This is a genomic window from Streptomyces sp. NPDC026515, from assembly GCF_055567595.1.
The window spans coordinates 71,459-90,389 of record NZ_JBVHQD010000020.1 but is presented as its reverse complement, the minus strand read 5'-3'; the positions used below and the strand labels follow the sequence as shown (position 1 = coordinate 90,389).

Here is an 18,931-nt window from a genome sequence, read left to right as displayed (position 1 = left end):
AGTACGCGCCATTCGCATCGCACGTGATGGGTCGACGCGAGGGGCGGCGGCCGTCTCCCGGTCCTCGGGCGCGGAGCCCTGCGCCGGCCGGGTACGCGGCACGGTATGCAAGGGGGGCATGCGCCAGGGAGGGCGACGGCCCGCCGGTATGCCCCGCGGGCCGTCGCGTCCGCGGGCGGATCGGGACTCGCCGTCGTGCCCCCGGGTCTCGGCCCGGGTGTTGTAGAAGTAGTCCCGATTCCAGGTGATCTTCCCGTCGTCCACGCGGGTCAGGGCCATCGCATCGAAGACGTGCGGGACCCTTTCATCCTGGTCCTCCAGACTCGTGACCGGCTCGGCTTCCGCGAGGACGGACTCCCGGGCGACGTCGACGTGAACGAGTCTTCGACAGGTGGCGACCACCTCCTCTCCCCCGCCCGGCCGGTGACGACTTGACCGACCGGCGGCCTCTGCGGCCGACCCGATCGAGACACCACTGTCGTCCAGGACGCCGCGAGCGAGCCGCCACCGGACCTTCACCGGAAAGGCGCCCCCCGGTCACCAAGGGACCTGCCCGTTCGACAGTGGCCAAGTACCTGATGGTCGCTGGTCATCTCACGTCCGCCCGGCGCACCGAGCTTCTGTCTAGTTTGTTCATTGCATGATCAAACAATCCGAAAGAGCTTTCATGTGCACTGATGGTGACAACCACACCCACGACTCCGCTGGACACAGCCGACGCGGATTTCTGCGCAGTGCGGCCCTGGCCGGCGCGGGGGCGGCGGTAACGGGGACCGGGGCATCCGTGCTCGGCGCATCGCCCGCGTTCGCCGCGGACGCCACCAAGCCCGGCAAGGTCGGCAAGTGGAATCCGGATCCGACGTCCCTCCAGTTCACCCTCGCGGTCATGCCGGACACCCAGTTCATGTACTGGGGCAGCCAGGACAGCGTGAACCGGACCCCTCAGGAGGAGTCTTTCCGCTACATCATCAACAACAGCGGAAACCCCGATCTCAACATCGTGTTCATGGCTCACCTCGGTGACATGACGCAGGACGCCGATCCGTCGTCGTTCGAGCAGGTCGACAAGGCGTTCGCACTGCTGGACGCGCACGGCGCCGCCTACAGCGTCGTCGCCGGCAACCACGACCTGAGCGGCGATGACACCCGCGGCGACACGACGTACCTCCAGACCATGGGCCCCAGCAGGTTCCGGCACTCGAAGACGTTCGCCGGGGCGGACAGGACCGGGTACAACACCGCGCACATCTTCCAGGCCGCCGGCCGCTCCTGGCTGCTGCTGGCCCTGGACTGGCGCACGACCGACCAGGGCTTCGCATGGGCCGACGAGGTCATCAAGGCGCACCCGAAGATGCCCGTGATCCTCACGACGCACGACATGGTGTGGTCGAACTACGATGACAACGTTTTCCCGTACGAATCCGGCGACCCCGAGGACAACGCCGGACTCTCCGACCACGGACAGACGGTCTGGGACAAGCTGGTCAAGGACAACGACCAGGTGTTCCTGACCGTCAACGGCCACTACTGGCCGCCCGCCCGCACCACCAAGAAGAACGCGGCCGGCAACGACGTGCACCTGCACATCGCCAACTACCAGAACCGCTACTTCGGCGGCGGCGGCATGATCCGCCTCTACCACTTCGACCTGGTCCGCAACACGATCGATGTCGAAACGATCAACCCCTGGATCCTGGCCCAGGATCCCGAGTCCCGCAACACGCTGGCCGCCGAACTCGCCCGCGTGAGCGGCCCGGTCGACAACTTCTCGGTGCCGATCGAATTCGAGAAGCGGTTCTCCGGATTCGACCCGGTTCCGGTGCGACCGGCGCGACCGGCCGCCCGAGAGCTGGTGAAGGGCACGCTGGCCTACTGGCGCTTCGACGGCCAGGGCGCTCCGGGGACGGCACTCACCGAGGGCCAGCGGATCCACGACCTGTCGGGCAAGGGCAACGACCTGACCGTGGTCAGCGTGCCGGGCAGCGCCGCCGACGCGCTGACCTGGTCCGCCGACCACCACCCCGACCAGCCCGGCCACGCCAGCCTGCAGTTCACCGGCGGACGCAATCCCGTCCACGGCGCGTACCTGACCACCGGCGCGACGGCACCGCTGAACTCCGAGACGTTCCGGGGCGGCTACACGATCGAGGCGTTCGTCAGGATGCCGCTGGACTGGGACGCCGGGAAGAACGGCAACGCCTCGTTCCTCAGCCGCCGGGGCTCCGCCGGGGCCGCGGGCAAGCACGGCAAGAACACCGACCCCAACGAGCCGCTGGCCCAGTTCGCCATCACCAACAACGGCCGGGAGCCGCAGTTCAACCACTACCCGACGAACGACACCTACCCGACGACCAACTGGGGCCACGGCCTGGTGGAGCTCAAGTGGTGGCACCTGGCGGTGGTCAACGACGGCCGCTTCACGCGCCTGTACGTCGAGGGAGCGCCGGTCGTCGACAACCCGAAGAGACTCTCGGTCGGCCTCACCTCACTCGGACTGCCCTGGCTGGTGGGCGGTCACGAGTATGCCGGTGCCGTCGACGTCGTCTTCCACGGCAACCTCGGTGACATCCGCATCGTCGACCGACCGCTGGCCGCGAAGGAGTTCCTGACGGCCAAGTAGGTGGCGGGCCGGCGCCGTCGGCCCCCTCCCGTCGGCCGAGGGCGTACCGACTGACGACTGGCCGGTGACCGAAAGACTCGGTACCGGCCAGTCAGGTGTGCCACAAGAACGGGAGTCGGCCGGCGACGGCACGCTTCCGCGCTGAGCCGCCGTTGACGAAGGCGCTCGTCGCCGCCACGAGCGGCAGCAGGCAGACCGTCGTTCATCTCCCCAAGCGGCCGCCGCACCGCCGGCGCAGGCGTTGCGGCGGCCGCCGAGACGGCGCCGGTCCAGGTGCGAGGCCACGCCGCGCAGCGGTCCCTCACCTCGCCTCGGACTCCGGCCTCGTCAGTGGATTTCAGCCGCGGGGGCTGGTGATCCGTTCGGGCTGGATCACCAAGATCACCCGCACCTGGTCGCGGCCGCCGAACCACGGGTAGGGCCCACCGAGGTACCTCTGCGCGAGCGCCTCGATGTGCTCGGCCGCTCCCTCCGTGGTCACCCGCACGACACGACCGCGGATCTGGACGTAGGAGGACGGATCCGAGGGGGCGGAGACCGCAACGGCCACCCGCGGGTCACGCGCGACGTTCCGGGCCTTCTGATGCGACTCGACGCTGTTGATCAGGACGTGCTCACCGTCGGTGTCGACCCAGGTCTGGGTGAGCTGGGGCGAGCCATCGGGCATCGTCGTGGCGATGTAGCAGGTGCTGGGGCGCCGCAGCATCGACACCACGTCCTCGCCGAGCGATACAGGCATGAAGGTCTCCAGGGGCAGGACCGATGAATGCTCGGCCCACGGTAGCCACGCGTACAGAGTGGCCCTCGCTCCGCCCCCGGCAACCGTGCACCGGCCGCGACTCGGAGTTCGCCGTCCTTGACGGGCGCAGCATCCATGAGCATGCACAGGGCAAGGTCATCCTCCCGGATGAGCATGGTGCACACCGACCGACCGCACAGCTCGGCTCGGCCTTCCCCTTCACAGGCGGGATCCGGTGCGCCGAGCAGTCCGGATCCCGCCTGCCGTCAGTCAGACGACCGAGGCAACGAGATGGTCAGCGACCTCCGCCGCCGATGGCATCGCCGCTATTTCGTCGCGGAGTCGGTGGGCGGCGGTGGTGAAGGTCGTCTCGGCCAGCAGCCGTCCGACTGCGGCCGTGACGGCTTCCGGAGTGGTCTCCTCTCCCATCGGCAGGGCCAGTCCGGCGCCTGCGGCCTCGAGCCGGGCTGCCTGGCGCCGCTGGCCGGGCATGCCCGGAACCACTGCTGCGGGAATGCCGCGTGCCGCCGCGCCGAACGTGGTGCCGGAACCGCCGTGGTGCACGACGACCGACACTCCGTCGAGCAACTCTGCGGCGGGCAGGAAGGTGACCAGCTCGACCCGATCCGGGTCCAGCCCGGTGCTGTCGATGGGCATGCCGCCCGAAGCCGTCGCCACAAGGTCGACGTCCAGGGTGCTGAGCGACCTGAGCACGGATCCGAGGCGCTCTGGCGCGTTCATGGCGGTGCTGAAGCTGACCAGTACCCGAGGTCGGCCGGAGAGCGTTGCTCTTGGCGCGCGTGGTGCCCCTTCGGGGGCCTGATGGGGCTCCGGCCGCAGCGCCAGGCGATGGAGGGCCGGCAGCTCACCGTCGCGTTGGAGGGAGGGTGGGCACAGGTCAAGCAGCCACTGTCCGCAGGGCGCGTGGGCGGGTGGCTCGAGGCCGCGCTCGAGATAGCGGCGGTGCGCGGTTGCGGCCAGCGCAGTGAGAAGTTCTGGTTCCAGTGTCGGGTCAATGGCCATCGCCACGGAGGGGATCTTCAGTGCGGCGGCGACGAGTGGTCCTACGAAGTCACAATGCTCCGAAACGATGACGTCGGGCGCCCACGCGCGCGCACCCGCGAGTGCCTCGTCCGCACCGAGATCGATCCGGGCTCCGGCGAAGAACTCCGCGGCACCATCCGGAGATCGGCTCCTCAACCAGTCCGCGCCGAGGTGCCGAGTCACCTCGGCGACCACGGTCTCCGTCGTCGGACCTGCGGAGATCAGAGCGAAACCATGGGGTTCAACGGTGGATTCCAGGTGCCTGGCCGTCGCGAAGGCGACGGTGTGACCCTGCTGACGCAAGGCCCGCGCCAGCGGGAGCATCGGCAGCAGATGACCCAGCAATGGGTTGGCAAACATCAGAACGCGCATGAACCGACACTACAATATTACTTGTAGCGTCAATTAATTCCCTTCGGGTGCTTGCCCCCCCTCGCCCCTCCGGCCCGGCCGAGGACGCGTCGACGATGGTCATGAGGTCCAGCATCCGCATCCACACCGCCCAGGCCCTCAGCCGCGCCCACGAACCAGACATACATTCTGACCACGATGTATGGTTTGGAGAGTGGTGCCTTGGTCGGAGCAGTGCGAGGCGCTTCACCGGTCAAGCAACGAAACAGTTCTACGGAAGCAGGGCACAGCCATGACGCTGACAACGACGTCGTTCGGGATGCGGGCCACCGCCGCCGAGGTACTCGATGGAGTCGATCTCAGCGGGCGACGGATGATCGTGACCGGAGGGGCGTCCGGTCTCGGTGTGGAGACGGTTCGCGCGCTGGCCGGTGCGGGAGCGCAGGTCACGATCGCCACCAGGAATCCCGCTGACGCCGAGCCGCTGGTCAAGGAGCTGCCGGGCACCCGGGCCGTCGCACTCGATCTCGCCGACCTGGCTTCCGTCCGCGCGTTCTGCGGCGCCTGGAGCGGGCCGCTTGACGCCCTCGTCGCCAACGCCGGCGTGATGATGCTCCCGACTCATCAGGTCAATGCACAGGGGTGGGAGATGCAGCTCGCCACCAATTACCTTGGCCACTTCGCACTGGCTGTCGGCCTGCACACCGCTCTGCAGGCGGCCGAGAAGCCTCGCGTGGTCGTGCTCAGCTCCGGTGCCCAGCTGCGGGCGGGGTTCGACTTCGACGACCCCCAGTTCGAGCGACACCCCTACGACCCGTTCATCGCCTACGCGCAGTCGAAGACCGCGGACGTGCTGCTCGCCGTCGGAATCAGCCGTCGATGGGCCGAAGACGGCATCACCGCCAACGCCTGCGCGCCGGGGTGGATCCACACCAACCTGGCTCGCCACATGGACCAGGCGACGATGCAGGCCATCGGCGCCATGGACGCGGACGGCAATCTGGTCACTCCCGACTACTTCAAGACCCCGGCTCAGGGAGCCGCCACCACGGTGCTGCTGGCCGCCTCGCCGCTCCTCGACAAGGTGACAGGGCGGTACTTCGAGGACAACCAGGAATCGCAGGTCGTAGAGGGGGGGCCCGACGTGATGGCAGGTGTCGCGAAGTGGTCGGTGGACCCCGCCGCCGCGGACCGGCTGTGGGACTACGCCCTGCCCGTGGTGCGCTGATCCGGTGACGCCCGTGCACAATGGGGGACCAGCTCCCCAGCTGTCCGCTGACGCGTACATGGCAGGTGACAGCTAGGGAGCCGGGTCGAGCCGCTCCCGTGGAGCACCGCCACGGGCCGCGGGTCACCGTCGCCGAGCCCGGGTTCGATCCGAGCACGACAACAGAGGAGAGGACGCCAGATGAGGCCCGTGACCCGGCATCAAGCCGACAGCTATGCGGCGCGTTCGGCCGCGACCCGGGTTCAGGTGACGTCCACCCTGGAGCGGCTGCTCAATTCCGGAACGGCCTTCTCCGACATCAGCGTCCAGAGGCTCCTGGAGGAAGCGGGCGTGTCGCGGGCCACGTTCTACGCCCACTTCCAGAGCAAGTCGGACGCTCTGGTGCGGCTCACCGACAGTCTGCGGGAGTCCCTGCTGGAACTGGCGCAACTGTGGGACCCGGCTGCCGGGGAGGGCGGGGCCGACCGGCTGGCCCGGTTCTTCGAGGAGGTGATCAAGATCCACCGTGCCCATCAGGGCGTGATCACCGCGGTCGGTGAGGCGGCGTCCTACGACTCCGCGGTGAGCGATTTCTACACCGCGAATCTTGAGAACTTCGAGGAGATCGCGCGGCGGACCGTGCTGTCCGAACAGGCCGCCGGTTCAACCACGGCCGACCTTGATGCCGTTTCCGCGAGCCGCATCATCGCGTGGGGTGGAGCTCAGGCCATCGCGCACCACATCCGGGTCGACGACGGCAGCCGTGACGCGGTCTTCGCCCGCGAACTCGCCCTGATCTGGTGGTACGGCGCCTATCGTCGCCCTACCGAAGTTCGAAAGTGATCCCCGGTCGAATCTCCACACGCCCCGGGCCCTCACCTGACGCAATACGGCTACCTGACTGTCCTCCCCCGAAGCCACGGGCAGGGACTCCCGGCGGCCCCGGGGTCCACGATGTGCGCGCCCAGGCGGCCCCGCCGTCGGTCTGCCGGGGCAAGCCGGGGAGAACGGACGGGACTGGCTTGAACGGTTGGTGATGGGGTGATCATTAAGGTGACGCAGACCAGAGGGTCGTCGGAGGTGGCAGTGTTAGAAGTTCTCGGGCTGGACCAGTCCGCGGAAGCCCTGTATCTCGTCCTGGTCGACAATCCGCCCATGTCCGTGGACGAGTTGTGCCACCGTGCTGACATCGATGTCGAGATGGCCTCGCACGCTCTGATGCGGCTGGAGGACGGTGGCCTGATCTCCCGGCTGCCCGGCAGCATCCCTTCCTACACCGCTCTGCCGCCCGACCACGCGCTGGAAGTACTGATACTGGCGCGCGAACGCGACATCCACCGGGTGAGGGCGCTGACCGAGAGGCTGACGGAGCGCCATCGTGAGGCTCGTCGCAGCCGGGACTCGACGGCACTGATCGAGGTGGTGACCGGACGTGACGGGGTGGCCCGCTGCGGGCAGCAGTTGTTCAAACGCGCGGAGCGGGAGATCCGGGGCATAGACGCGCCTCCCTATGCACAGGCAAGTGACGGCGAACGCGTCAACTCCGCTACCGCGGTGGTCGGACGCGATGTGCGCAGCCGCTTCATCCACGCTCGTGACACCCTCAGCCTGCCCGGTGTGGTGGCGAGGGTGGAGGCCGACATCTCGGCAGGCGAAGAGGTCCGTTTTCTGCCCGAAGCCCCGATGAAGCTGATCATCGCGGACGATCAGGCAGCGCTGATCCCCCTTCTGGCGACGCCGCAGGTTCTGGACGCGTGCATTCTGGTCCATCCCTCCGCGCTGCTCGACGCGTTGTCCACGCTCTTCGAGTCGCTGTGGGAGCAGGCTCAGCCCTATCTGCCCGGGGCGCCGGCGTCCGTGAGTCCGCACGAGTTCGTCAACGACGAGGAGCGGCGGATCATCTCCTTGCTCGCCATGGGGATGTCGGACGAGGCCATCGCACGTCAACTCCGCATAGGCCATCGCACGGTGCAGCGTCGGGTACAGGCGCTCCTCGGCCGGCTCGGTGCGGCGAGCCGGTTCCAGGCCGGAGTCCTGGCCGCCAGCCGCGGTTGGTGGCAGCCGGATTCCGAACGGCCCATCGGGCCGCCGGGGTTGCGCGGCCAACCGGGACACACCGGTTCCTAGCCGAGGTGCCCGGGAAGTCCGCGGCCCGTCGGGCGCAACGCGCTCCGGCGGGCCGCGGGCCGGTCGGCCGGCTCTTTCTAATCCGTACGCAGAAGGAAGTCCGCCGTGACCGTGTGCCCCTTCACGATCCGGATCGAGCGGGTCGTGGTCCGGTGCCCCGGGGCCGACACCGTCACCCGGACCGAGCGGCCACGGACCGGCAGCCACGTGGAGTACGTGCCGTCCGGAGCCGTCGTCGTGGCCACCGTTCCGTGCGGGCCGTCGACACCGACCGTGGCACCCGCGAGTGGCGCCGCCGTCCCCTCGGCCGTCGTACCGGTGACGGTTCCGGTGACTCTGCCCCAGCCGGCCGGCGGCACCACGGTCATGGTCACCGGCAGCGACACCGCGCCGTACGGGCTGTCCGTGTCGACGACGAGCGCGGCCCGGTGCGTGCCGGCGTCGGCGGTGGTCATCGCCCCGGCGTCGAGGGTCAGCCGGATTCTGGTCGAGCCGTGTGCCTTGACGGTACGTCTCCCGGCGGATTCGGCGAGCCAGGGGACGTCCCCGTGCGCCTGGTCCCAGCCCGGCAGTTCACGCACGGCCGACTGCGGCACGTTGGAGGCGTCCATGCCGCCGACGGCGAACCATCCCGGTGCCGACTGCGCACCGAGCAGGGGTCCGGCCAGGTTGGCCAGGGACGACCAGGTGTCCGTGGCCGGGTCATAGGCGTGGGCCTCGTTGGTGAGTACGCCCGCGCTCACTTCGAAGCCTCCGGCCACGAGGAGCCGGCCGTCGGCGGCCGTCCCGGTGGCGCCCCAGACATCGGCGGGTGCGTCGGCGACCCGGCGCCAGGTCCCGCTCGTCCGGTCGAGCGCGTAGGTGTGGGCGGTGGCCTGCGGGACGTGGCCGTCGGGTTCGTAGGCACCGCCGGCGCAGTAGGCCACGCCGTCCGCGGCGCCGCACACCGGGTACGAGATCGGTTCCGGGTAGGGCTTGCCGGCCGACCAGGTGTCGGTCGCCGGGTCGTAGACCTGGACGTCGGTGGTGCCGCAGTTGATCTGGTCGCAGCCGCCGATCACGTACAGCCGGTCGCCGACGACCACGGAGCCCGCGGCGCCGTAGGCCTTGGGCGCGTCGGCGATCTGTGACCAGGTGTCGGTGGCCGGGTCGTAGACCTCACCGCCCGCGATGGGCGCGCCCGCGGCGTCGCGGCCTCCGGTGACGTACAGCTTGCCCCGGATGAAGCCGTAGGCCGGGCCGAGCCGTTTGGTGGCGGGCGGCGCGAGGGCGCGCCACGTCGCGGTGTCCGGATCGTACGTGGAGAAGGTCCCGCTCCACTGGCTTCCCGGTGCCTCACCGAGTCCGGCGTACAGCCGGCCGCCGTCCACCGCGGCGATCCCCTCGAAGGTCCCGGTCGGCAGATCTGCCAGCTCGGACCACCCCTGGCTCGTGGGGGCAGCGGGTACTGACGCCCGTGCGGGGGCGGTTCGCGGAAGGGCGTTCGGGGTGAGGGCGGACGCGGTGTGCCGGGCCGGCCCACCACCGGATGCCGGCGGCGGGCCGCCGAGTCCCTGCTCGCCCAGCGAGACGGTGGCCGGCGAGCCTCCGGTGTTGCGAACGGTGACCGTGACGCTCTTCTTCGTGCCCCAGGGCACGTCGGCCGTCACCGCCGGTCGGTCGTAGCGCAGTTGCGCCGGGTGCAGGGTGAAGTCGGCCGTGGTGACGGTGTCGGGCCGTACCCGGACCGTGTCCGTGACGGGCGGATAGCCGAAGCCGGGCAGTCCCGCGGTGAACTTCTGCGGACCCGTGCGGGAGGAGAACAGCCAGTACAGGCCGTCGCTGTGCGCCGGGTCGCCCGGCGCGGCGACCATACGGCCGCTGTCGGCCGCCGTGGCCGCGGCGGTGACGGTCGCACCGAGGACACCGTGGCCCGAGTTGGCGTCGTCGACCCGTCCGACCAGCAGCCCGCCGGGCCGGGTGAGCAGGGTCGGGGTTCCGACCCGCACGTCGTCGATCTGCCAGATGCCGGTCAGGGAGCCGGTGAAGTGGAATCTGAGGCGGACGGACTTCTTGCCCGCGTACGCGGCCAGGGGCACCGTCTGGTGTGCGGGGCCGGCGACGATGTCGGTGTGGTGCCACAGGGTGGTCCAGGTCGTGCCGCCGTCGGTGCTGGCGTCCACGTCGGCGGTGAGGTCGCCGAGCCGGTACAGCGAGGGCAGCGCGGTGTCGAATTGGAGCTCGGGGGTCCGCTCGGCGCTGAAGTCGTAGACCGGGCTGATGAGTTCGGTGTCGGCGGGGGCCCAGCCCAGGGCGAAGTCGTCCACTTCGGCGAACCGGCCGCTGCCGCCGGTCTGGTTGCCCCGGTTGAGCGGATCGTCGAACTGCCAGCCGCCGGCCGCCGTGTGGTTGCGGACGCTCCAGCCGTCGGGTGCGGCCGTGGCCGGGAAGGACTGCGACTCGCCCCCGTGGTAGGTCATCTCGTAGCCGGGCGGGAGTGTTCCCGTGGTGGTGAGCGGCAGCGTCAGGTCGGCGGTCCGCGGTGCGGTACGCACCTGAGTGGTGGTCTCGGCGGGACGGTAGCCGGGGTAGAGGGCGGTGGCGTGCAGGGTGTAGGTGTGCCCCTCGGGCACCCGTACCGTGTACCGGCCGGTCCCCGGGTCGGTGAACAAGGCGCCCGGCACTCCGTCGATCGTGAGCCGGGCGTAGACGCCCCAGCCGTGCCGTCCGCCGTCGCGCACGGTGCCCGACAGGGTCTGCGAGGGCAGCGGGGTCAGCGCGGCTTTCCTGGTCAAAGTGGCGCCGTCGGTCACCTGGACCGTGCCGAGGTCGCCGTCCCGGTAGCCGAAGGCGCTGACCGTCAGGGGGTAGGAGTCCGCCGGTACGTCCAGCCGGTAGGCGCCCGCGTCGTCGGTGGTCGCCCGGTGGTCGCCGAGTGCGACCGTGGCGCCGGGTACGGGGCGGCCGTTGTCCGCGTCGGTGACGGTGCCGGACACGGTGCCGTGCGCGCCGGGCCGGAAGTCGGCCACGCCGTCGGGCGTGCCCAGTCCGGTCGGTCCGTCGTAACCGGGCCGCGCGGCGCAGCTGAAGGCCGGGGTGCACTCGGGTGCCGTGCCGTGGCCGCACACCGAGCGGTCGGCGCAGGACGCGTTGTCGCCCTGCGTCACGTCATGGAGTGCGCCGGGCGCCTGGTAGGGGTAGGCGGCGGGATAGGTGCCGGATACGGGTGTGCCGGCCAGCGCGTACACGCCGGCGATGATGGGTGCGGAGGCGCTGGTGCCGCCGTAGACGTTCCAGCCGCCGTCCGAGAAGGAGTTGTAGACCGCGACGCCGGTGGCGGGGTCGGCGACGGCACTGACGTCCGCGACCGAGCGGCCCGGGCAGTCCACGGCGGACTGGAAGGCCGGTTTGGGCTCGACGTCCGAGCAGCCGGATCCGGGCGCTCCCCAGTGCTGCTGCCCGCTGCCGTCGGCGACCGTGGCGTTCCAGACCGACTCGTGCCAGCCTCGCGCGCTGTCGTCCCGAACCAGTGAGGTGCCGCCCACCGCGGTGACGTACGGCGAGGAGGCGGGGTAGCTCGGTCCGTACCCGTCGTCCCCCGAACTGAAGACGACTGCCACACCCGGATGGTTGAAATAGGCCTCGTCGTAGGCGAGTTGTCCGGTGTCGTCGCTGTAGCCGCCCCAGGAGTTGGAGACGTAGCGCGCGCCCAGGGACACGGCGGTGTTCTCGGCGGTGCCCAGGTCGTCGGAGGTCGCGCTGTCGGCCTCGACGAGCAGGATGTGGGCGTCGGGCGCGATCGCGGAGACCATGTCGAGGTCGAGCGATATCTCACCGGCCCAGCCGTCGTCCGCGGCGGGGTAGGCGGTCGTTCCGTGCTCGTCCACCTTGCGGAAGCAGCCGTTGTCCGAGGTGCAGGAAGGGAGTCCGAACTGCGCTCGATAGACGGCGAGATCGGCTTCGGCGGTGGGGTTGTCATAGGCGTCGACGATGGCGATCGTGGCCCCGGCTCCGCCGTCGGCCGGCAGTCCGTAGGCGGCGCGCAGGTCGGCCGGGGAATATCCGTCGGGATCGGTTCCGCCGGCGGTCGCGCGGCGCAGGCCGAGCGTGGCGGGGACGTCGGTACGGCGCATGGCGAAACAGGTGAAGGAGCCGGGTCGAGGTGTGCCGCAGGCCGGCTCGGCCGAGACGGTGGCCGGTGAAACGTCGGACGGGTCGGGCGTGGCCTGCGCGGCAAGGGCCTGTCCAGGCACCAGGGCCGTCAGGACGGCGAGCAGCGCGGTGGCCGCCGTGACCACGACAGTCCGGAGGCGGGACGACCTGCGCCGTCCGGGGGCGGCGAGGGATCTCTGCAGCAAGAACGGCTCCAGGAGCTCTAAGGGGGGCGAGGACCCGGCGTCGTTCAGCGCGGGGACTTTATGTGGAGCAGACGTGGTGACCTGCATAAAGGTCCAACCATTCACCTCAGCTGGTCAACGCGGGCAGCTGGCGGTTTGACGCCGTGTCGTATTCACGCCTTTGACATATACCGGTGAACGCCACCTCGGGGCGCGCGCCGCACGTCCGGTCAGCGGACGCACGGAACCGTGCATTCCCTGTGAAACGTCCATGAATTGCGAGCAATATCGCCTCTGACAGACCGTCAGAACTGACAGTAAGTCACAACGATCACTCAACACGCATGATTGACAGTCGAATTACCGATCCCGCTAATTGGCCCCCGGTGAATGCCAACCCATTCACCGTCGCCCGAGAGCCGTGTACGGGTCGACCCCGGCAACCACGCATGGGAGTCACACGTTGCGCACCACAGGCACCACAGCGAGATCCAGATCCCCTCTCCGTCGAACCCTCTCCACCGGTCTGGCCGTCCTCGGCGCCGCCACGATGGCGCTGCTCGGTCTGCAGGCCCCCGCATCAGCTTCGAGCGCCGCGCCCACGTCCACCTCCGCGAAGGACACCCGACCGCTCTTCGAGCCGACTTGTGCCGTCGCCGAGCGCAGTCACTTCTCCTGCTTCGCCCTGCGCCGCTCCGACGTGAAGTCGGTCAAGGGCGTGATGCGGGCAGCCGACACCCCTCAGGGCTACGGCGCCGCGGACCTGCAGAGCGCGTACAACCTCGGTGCGGACGGTGGCGGCGGGCAGACCGTCGCGATCGTCGACGCCTTCGACGACCCGACCGCCGAGGCGGACCTGGCCGTCTACCGCGCGCAGTACGGACTGCCCGCCTGCACCACGGACAACGGCTGCTTCCAGAAGGTCGACCAGCGCGGCGGCACCCACTACCCCACCCCGGACCCGGGCTGGGCCGGTGAGATATCGCTCGACCTCGACATGGTCTCCGCGATCGCGCCCAACGCCCACATCCTGCTCGTCGAAGCCGACGACAACAGCTTCGAGAGCCTGTCCGCGGCCGTCGACCAAGCGGTCGCGCTCGGCGCGAAGTTCGTCTCCAACTCGTACGGCACCGACTACCGTGGCGGCAACGGCGAGGACCCCTCCGAGACCACCACGCTGGACGCGCACTACAACCACCCGGGTGTCGCGATCACCGCGTCCACCGGCGACTACGCCTACGGTGTCGGCTACCCGGCGGCCTCCCAGTACGTGACCGCGGTCGGCGGCACCACGCTGACCCGGGCGCCCTCCACGCCGCGCGGCTGGACCGAGTCGGCCTGGAACCTCGCCGGCTCCGGGTGCTCCCTGTACGAGCCGAAACCCGCCTTCCAGCACGACACCGGCTGCGACCACCGGGCTCTCGCCGACGTCTCCGCCGTCGCGGAGGACGTGGCGGTCTACCAGACCTACGGCAACGGCGGCTGGGCCGTGTACGGCGGCACGAGTGTCTCGTCGCCCATCATCGCGTCGGTGTACGCCGACGCCGGGACCCCCGTCCCCGGCACCTACCCGAACTCCTACCCGTACGGGGCGAGCGCCGGGATCAACGACATCACCACCGGCAGCAACGGCAGTTGCTCCCCCTCGTACCTGTGCAACGGGACCGGCGGCTACGACGGTCCGACCGGCCTGGGCACCCCGGCCGGCCTCTCCGCGTTCCGCAGCGGTCCGCACGGAGTGATCTCCGGAACCGTGACCGACAGCGCCACCGGCAAGCCGGTCGCCGCGGCCACCGTCAGTGCGGGCACCAACGTGGCCCACACCGACTCCTCCGGCGCGTACTCCCTCACGGTGCCGACCGGCACCTACGACATCAGCGTCGAGGCCTTCGGCTACGCCGACGGTTCGGCGGACGACATCGTTGTCGACGACGGCGCGGCCCTCACGAAGAGCTTCTCCCTCGCACCGGTGCCCAGCCGGACCGTCGCCGGCAAGGTCGTCGACGGCTCGGGCCACGGGTGGCCGCTCTACGCCAAGATCACCGCGGACGGTGTGCCCGGCTCGGTGTGGACCGACCCGGTCACCGGCTCCTACAGCCTCGACCTGCCCCAGGGACACACCTACACACTGCATGTCGCCACGGCATCCACCGGCTACCGGGCCGTCACCAAGAAGGTCGACGTCGGCGGCTCCGACCAGACCGTGGGCTTCTCGGTCCCGGTCGACTCCTGGGCCACCAGCACACCCGGGTACCAGGTCCAGGACAAGGGCGACACCGAACCCTTCGACGCCACCGACGCCCCGCCGAGCGGCTGGAGCGTGGTCAACGCGGACGGCACGGAGGGCGGCTGGCAGTTCGACGACCCCTCCAACCGCGGCAACGGCACCGGCGGTGACGGGTCGTTCGCCATCGCCGACAGCGACCACTTCGGCGGCGCGGCCACCCAGGACACCTCCCTGGTGACCCCGGTCTACGACTTCTCCGGCAAGGACAACCCGGAACTGGCCTTCAACACCCAGTACCAGCAGTTCAACAACCAGACCGCCGACGTCGAGGCGACCGAGGACGGCGGAAAGACCTGGACCAAGGTCTGGTCCGCGGGCTCGTCCATCTTCCCCGGCCAGCACGTCACGGTCCCGCTCACCGACTTCGCGGGCAAGCCGGCGGTACAGCTGCGCTTCCACTTCACCTCGCACTTCGGGTGGTGGTGGTCCGTGGACGACGTCTTCATCGGCGACCGCACGGTCACACCCACCCCCGGTGCCCTCGTCGTCGGCACCGTGAGCGACGCGAACACCGACACGGGCGTGGTCGGCGCCACCGTCACCAGCCAGGACAAGCCGGCCGAGAAGGCCACATCGGTCGCCACCCCTGACGACCCGAACCTCTCCGACGGCTACTACTCCCTCTTCTCGACCACCTTCGGCAGCCACGCCTTCACCGCCGCCAAGTCCAAGTACTCCTCCCTGTCGAAGACGGTGAAGGTCGGCGCCGACAGCGCCGTGGAGGCCGACTTCACCCTCAAGGCCGGGAACATCACCGTCACCCCCGCGTCCGTCGCCGCCACCGTCGCCTGGGGCGGGTCCAAGACGCAGAACCTGACGGTGAAGAACACCGGCGGTGCGCCCGCCACGGTCGACCTGGGCGAACAGGCCGGTGCCTTCACCCAGCAGGGCAAGGGCGCCGCGCTGCGGACCGTCAAGGGGGACTTCACCCCGCTGTCCAGCAAGGCCCACGCCAAGAGCGATTCGGCCAAGCCGGCTGCCGTGCCGGCCGACGGCCCCTGGCAGGCGGCCCCCGACTTCCCGGGCGCCATCATGGACAACGCCGTCGGCACGGACGACGGCAAGGTGTACTCGGCCTACGGGTTCACGGGGACGGCCGACAGCAAGGACATGTACGTCCTGGATCCGGTCGCCGGCAGCTGGACGAAGCTGGCGAGCGCGTCCGACACCCGTGAGGCCCCCGCGCACGGCTTCATCGACGGCAAGTTCTACGCCGCCGGCGGCTGGGGCGCGAGCGGCAGCCCGGACGCCAAACTGGAGATCTACGACCCGAGTTCGGACAGCTGGACCACGGGGGCGTCGGCGCCCAACCCGTACGCGGGCTCGGGCAGCGCCGTCCTGAACGGCAAGCTCTACATGATCGGCGGTTGTGGGGCCGACTCCTGCGGCACCACGGACGCCAGTGTCTACGACCCGAAGTCCGACTCGTGGTCCGCGATCGCCTCCTACCCCGAGACGATCTCGTGGCAGGCCTGCGGCGCCGTCGACGACCTGCTCTACTGCGCGGGCGGTCTGGGTTCCGGCAACAGCGACGTGACCCACACCTACGTCTACGACCCGGACGCCGACAGCTGGTCCCAGCTCGCGGACATGCCCGCCGCGCAGTGGGGTTCGGCCTACACCGCGGCCAACGGGCAGCTGCTGCTGGCCGGCGGCGTCGGCAACAACGCCCTCACCAACCGCAGCCAGGCCTTCGACCCGAAGGCCGGTACCTGGAGCGCACTGCCCAACCCCGCCGTTCCCACGTACCGCGGCGGCGGCGCTCCCGGCTTCTACAAGATCGGTGGTGGCACCGCGCCCAGCACACCGACGTCGAAGGCCGAACTGCTGCCCGGCTACGACCAGACCGGATCGGGCGACATCACCTGGCTGAGCGAGAGCACCCAGCAGCTCACCCTGCAGCCCGGCGCGAAGGCGACCGTCACCGTCTCCCTGGACGCCTCGGTTCCCGAGGTGACCCAGCCCGGTGACTTCACCGCCGCGCTCACCGTGGGCACCGACACGCCGTACTCCGTGCCGCGTGTACCGGTCAGCCTGCACGTCAACCCGCCCAAGACCTGGGGCAAGATCACCGGGACCGTCCTCGGTGCCACGGCGTCCGGCGGCACCGCGCCACTGGCCGGAGCGACCGTGCAGATCGACAGCTGGGCCTCGACGTACACCCTGACCACCACCGCCGACGGCAGGTACGCCCTCTGGCTCGACACCCGCAACAACCCGCTGACCGTGATCGTCGCCAAGGACGGCTACCAGCCGACCGTGGCGACGGTCAAGATCCAGAAGGGAGCGACGGTCACCAGCAACTTCACCCTGAAGCGCAGGTAGCCTGAAATGACGTCGGCAGTGCGCGGACCCGCACCATCGCCTCACTGCCGGCATGACCTGGGCGTGGAAGGGTGGGCCGGCCCCAGCGGGCCGGCCCACCCGTGCCCGAGCGGACGTGCCCGCGACGACGTGTCTGCGCGGACATGCCCGTGACACCACGCCGTGCACACCCGCCGCATCGGCGGGCGGCTGCCAGGGCGGCCCATGCCGGCCCGTGACAGACGGTGCTCGAGCGCCGCGGGGCGCACGGCCGCCAGATCGGCGGAGACCTCCGACCCGGCTCCGGGGTGATCGCGCGCGGGCTCGCTGCCCTCGACGCCGAAATCGACCGGCTGACCCGGCTGCGCACGGAACTGGCCATGCGCACCTTCGGTCAACCGTGACGACATGTCATCGTCTTCGGGGCCGGCGCCGCTGATGGGCCGGGGCGCTGCTCCCCGTACCCGCCGGGAAGGTTCGTAGCGTGGCGAGAGTCCGAGCAGCGCGCCGGTGGCCCGGCAGAGGGCTGAAACCGCCGCTTTCGCCGAAACCACCAGGCCGTCGCCCGCCCAGCCCGGTTCTCGTGGTGCACGTCCAGCGGTGTGCGCCTCCCGTGCTCCCTCCTGCGCGCGTCTGCTCCCCACTCTGCGGCCTTGCACGCCGGGGCTACGGTCACCTTACTGTCCGTGACATCTGACTGTCGGATGACTCACAGGAGCAGTGGCTTGTCGGCGGGGTAGACGCAGTACCGGACGGGAGGCGGTTATGGCCACACTTGCGGTTCCCCTATGGGATGTGAACAACGGACAGGGTCTGCGGCAGCTGGCCGAGTTGGGTCTCGCCCTGGTGCTGTCGAGTCTGATCGGCTGGGAAAGGGCGGCTCAGCAAAAGAGCGCGGGCCTGCGTACGCACACCCTGGTCGGGATCGCCAGCGCGTTGATGATGGAGGTCTCCCAGCACGGTTTCTCCAACGTGCTGGGTCTGGACAACGTATCTTTCGACCCGTCACGAGTCGCGGCCCAGGTCGTCTCGGGGATCGGCTTCATAGGCGGCGGCATCATCTTCGTACGCCGTGACGCCGTACGCGGCCTGACCACGGCCGCCACCATCTGGCTCACCTGCGCGGTCGGCATGGCCTGCGGCGGCGGCCTGCCTGTCCTCGCCCTCGCCGTCACCGCTCTGCACTTCCTCGTCGTCCGCGGCTACCCCCTCCTCCTCAGCAAGGTGGTACCCGGCCCGACACCATCGGTCGTGGAACTGAACATGACCTATCGCACCGGGACCGCCCTGCTGCCCCGGCTGATGGAGACGTGCACCCAGCGCGGGTTCAGCATCCTCCAGCTCAAGGTCAAGCGGCTGCCCGGGCGGGCGGATCCAGCCGCCCACGTCCTGCTCGAACTGGAGGGAAGCGCCGACACCGATCTGCTGACCTCGGCGCTGTTCCAGAACGACGGCGTGATCGAACTCGCACTCAGCGCCTCCGACGGTGCCGAGTAGACCTCCTGGCCCCCAGGGCCGCCACCACCGCGCCGCGGCGCACAGGGAACTGAACTTGTCCTTGCCTCCGGCGGCACCGGCCTCAGGCTGACGGAGTGAGCTGCAGGCCCGGCACGGCCTGGACGACTGGCCGCCCGGTCCCGTGCGTGCACGCGCGGGCCGTAGAACGGCGTCACCGGCAACGCGGCGAACAGCGCGCCGGCCCGGGCCAGGACGCCGGGCCCGAGGTGGCCTCGCCAGACGCGCGCGACCAGGATGCGATCGGGGCGGCGAGGACCGAGACGCCACGGGCGCGGGGGGGCGCCGAAGCAGGCGGCGGGGACGTGACCGCTGACTTGGCTGACGTAGACGGTCTCGTCCCGGCCGAGGAAGAGATCCGGCTGTACGAGGACGAACTGGGCGAGCGTGAAGGCGGCCGCGACCGCCCCGAGCCAGGGTT

General features: G+C 70.0%; 10 protein-coding genes. 7 read left to right on the top strand and 3 right to left on the bottom strand.

Annotation, left to right across the window (positions count from 1 at the left end; all coding sequences use genetic code 11):
• Positions 1 to 667 precede the first annotated feature (667 nt).
• Positions 668 to 2,620 (top strand): LamG-like jellyroll fold domain-containing protein, encoded by a 1,953-nt coding sequence (locus tag ACZ4O3_RS34130; RefSeq protein WP_467725989.1) that lies wholly within the window; start codon positions 668 to 670, stop codon positions 2,618 to 2,620.
• 337 nt (positions 2,621 to 2,957) lie between these two features.
• Here the strand turns inward: ACZ4O3_RS34130 and ACZ4O3_RS34125 are convergent, their stop codons facing one another.
• Together ACZ4O3_RS34125 and ACZ4O3_RS34120 are read right to left on the bottom strand one after the other, a co-directional pair.
• Positions 2,958 to 3,359, bottom strand: a complete 402-nt coding sequence (locus ACZ4O3_RS34125) for a PPOX class F420-dependent oxidoreductase (protein ID WP_362721472.1) — start codon at positions 3,357 to 3,359, stop codon at positions 2,958 to 2,960.
• Positions 3,360 to 3,629: 270 nt separating this feature from the next.
• Positions 3,630 to 4,775, bottom strand: a complete 1,146-nt coding sequence (locus tag ACZ4O3_RS34120; protein WP_467725987.1) for a glycosyltransferase — start codon at positions 4,773 to 4,775, stop codon at positions 3,630 to 3,632.
• Positions 4,776 to 5,046: 271 nt separating this feature from the next.
• Here ACZ4O3_RS34120 and ACZ4O3_RS34115 point away from each other — a divergent pair, with 271 nt between their 5' ends.
• The 3 genes from ACZ4O3_RS34115 to ACZ4O3_RS34105 all read left to right on the top strand — a co-directional run bounded on the left by ACZ4O3_RS34115 (position 5,047) and on the right by ACZ4O3_RS34105 (position 8,088).
• Positions 5,047 to 5,982 (top strand): SDR family NAD(P)-dependent oxidoreductase, encoded by a 936-nt coding sequence (locus ACZ4O3_RS34115; protein WP_362721467.1) that lies wholly within the window; start codon positions 5,047 to 5,049, stop codon positions 5,980 to 5,982.
• 180 nt (positions 5,983 to 6,162) lie between these two features.
• A complete protein-coding gene (locus tag ACZ4O3_RS34110; protein ID WP_467725985.1) occupies positions 6,163 to 6,804 on the top strand; it encodes a TetR/AcrR family transcriptional regulator in 642 nt (213 codons plus the stop codon).
• Positions 6,805 to 7,014: 210 nt separating this feature from the next.
• Positions 7,015 to 8,088, top strand: coding sequence for a helix-turn-helix domain-containing protein (locus ACZ4O3_RS34105; protein ID WP_362721462.1), 1,074 nt, complete (start codon positions 7,015 to 7,017; stop codon positions 8,086 to 8,088).
• Positions 8,089 to 8,165: 77 nt separating this feature from the next.
• Here ACZ4O3_RS34105 and ACZ4O3_RS34100 read toward each other — a convergent pair whose 3' ends face one another.
• Positions 8,166 to 12,425, bottom strand: a complete 4,260-nt coding sequence (locus tag ACZ4O3_RS34100; protein ID WP_467725983.1) for a carboxypeptidase regulatory-like domain-containing protein — start codon at positions 12,423 to 12,425, stop codon at positions 8,166 to 8,168.
• A gap of 529 nt (positions 12,426 to 12,954) precedes the next feature.
• Between ACZ4O3_RS34100 and ACZ4O3_RS34095 the strand changes: the two genes are divergently transcribed.
• From ACZ4O3_RS34095 to ACZ4O3_RS34085, 3 genes are all read left to right on the top strand, one after another.
• Positions 12,955 to 17,016 carry a carboxypeptidase regulatory-like domain-containing protein gene (locus ACZ4O3_RS34095; protein WP_467726111.1) on the top strand — a complete coding sequence of 1,354 codons (4,062 nt, stop codon included), beginning with the start codon at positions 12,955 to 12,957 and terminating at the stop codon, positions 17,014 to 17,016.
• A 224-nt stretch (positions 17,017 to 17,240) separates the two neighbouring features.
• Positions 17,241 to 17,399: a hypothetical protein gene (locus ACZ4O3_RS34090; protein ID WP_467725982.1), complete on the top strand. Its 159-nt coding sequence runs from the start codon at positions 17,241 to 17,243 to the stop codon at positions 17,397 to 17,399.
• Between the two features lie 361 nt (positions 17,400 to 17,760).
• Positions 17,761 to 18,492, top strand: coding sequence for an MgtC/SapB family protein (locus ACZ4O3_RS34085; protein ID WP_467725980.1), 732 nt, complete (start codon positions 17,761 to 17,763; stop codon positions 18,490 to 18,492).
• Positions 18,493 to 18,931 lie beyond the last annotated feature (439 nt).

Excerpts from the sequence above, each read along its gene's own strand:
- ACZ4O3_RS34110 (WP_467725985.1), top strand. The coding sequence starts at position 6,163 with ATGAGGCCCGTGACCCGGCATCAAGCCGACAGCTATGCGGCGCGTTCG.
- ACZ4O3_RS34120 (WP_467725987.1), bottom strand. The coding sequence starts at position 4,775 with ATGCGCGTTCTGATGTTTGCCAACCCATTGCTGGGTCATCTGCTGCCG.
- ACZ4O3_RS34115 (WP_362721467.1), top strand. The coding sequence starts at position 5,047 with ATGACGCTGACAACGACGTCGTTCGGGATGCGGGCCACCGCCGCCGAG.
- ACZ4O3_RS34130 (WP_467725989.1), top strand. The coding sequence starts at position 668 with ATGTGCACTGATGGTGACAACCACACCCACGACTCCGCTGGACACAGC.
- ACZ4O3_RS34125 (WP_362721472.1), bottom strand. The coding sequence starts at position 3,359 with ATGCCTGTATCGCTCGGCGAGGACGTGGTGTCGATGCTGCGGCGCCCC.
- ACZ4O3_RS34085 (WP_467725980.1), top strand. The coding sequence starts at position 17,761 with ATGGCCACACTTGCGGTTCCCCTATGGGATGTGAACAACGGACAGGGT.
- ACZ4O3_RS34095 (WP_467726111.1), top strand. The coding sequence starts at position 12,955 with ATGGCGCTGCTCGGTCTGCAGGCCCCCGCATCAGCTTCGAGCGCCGCG.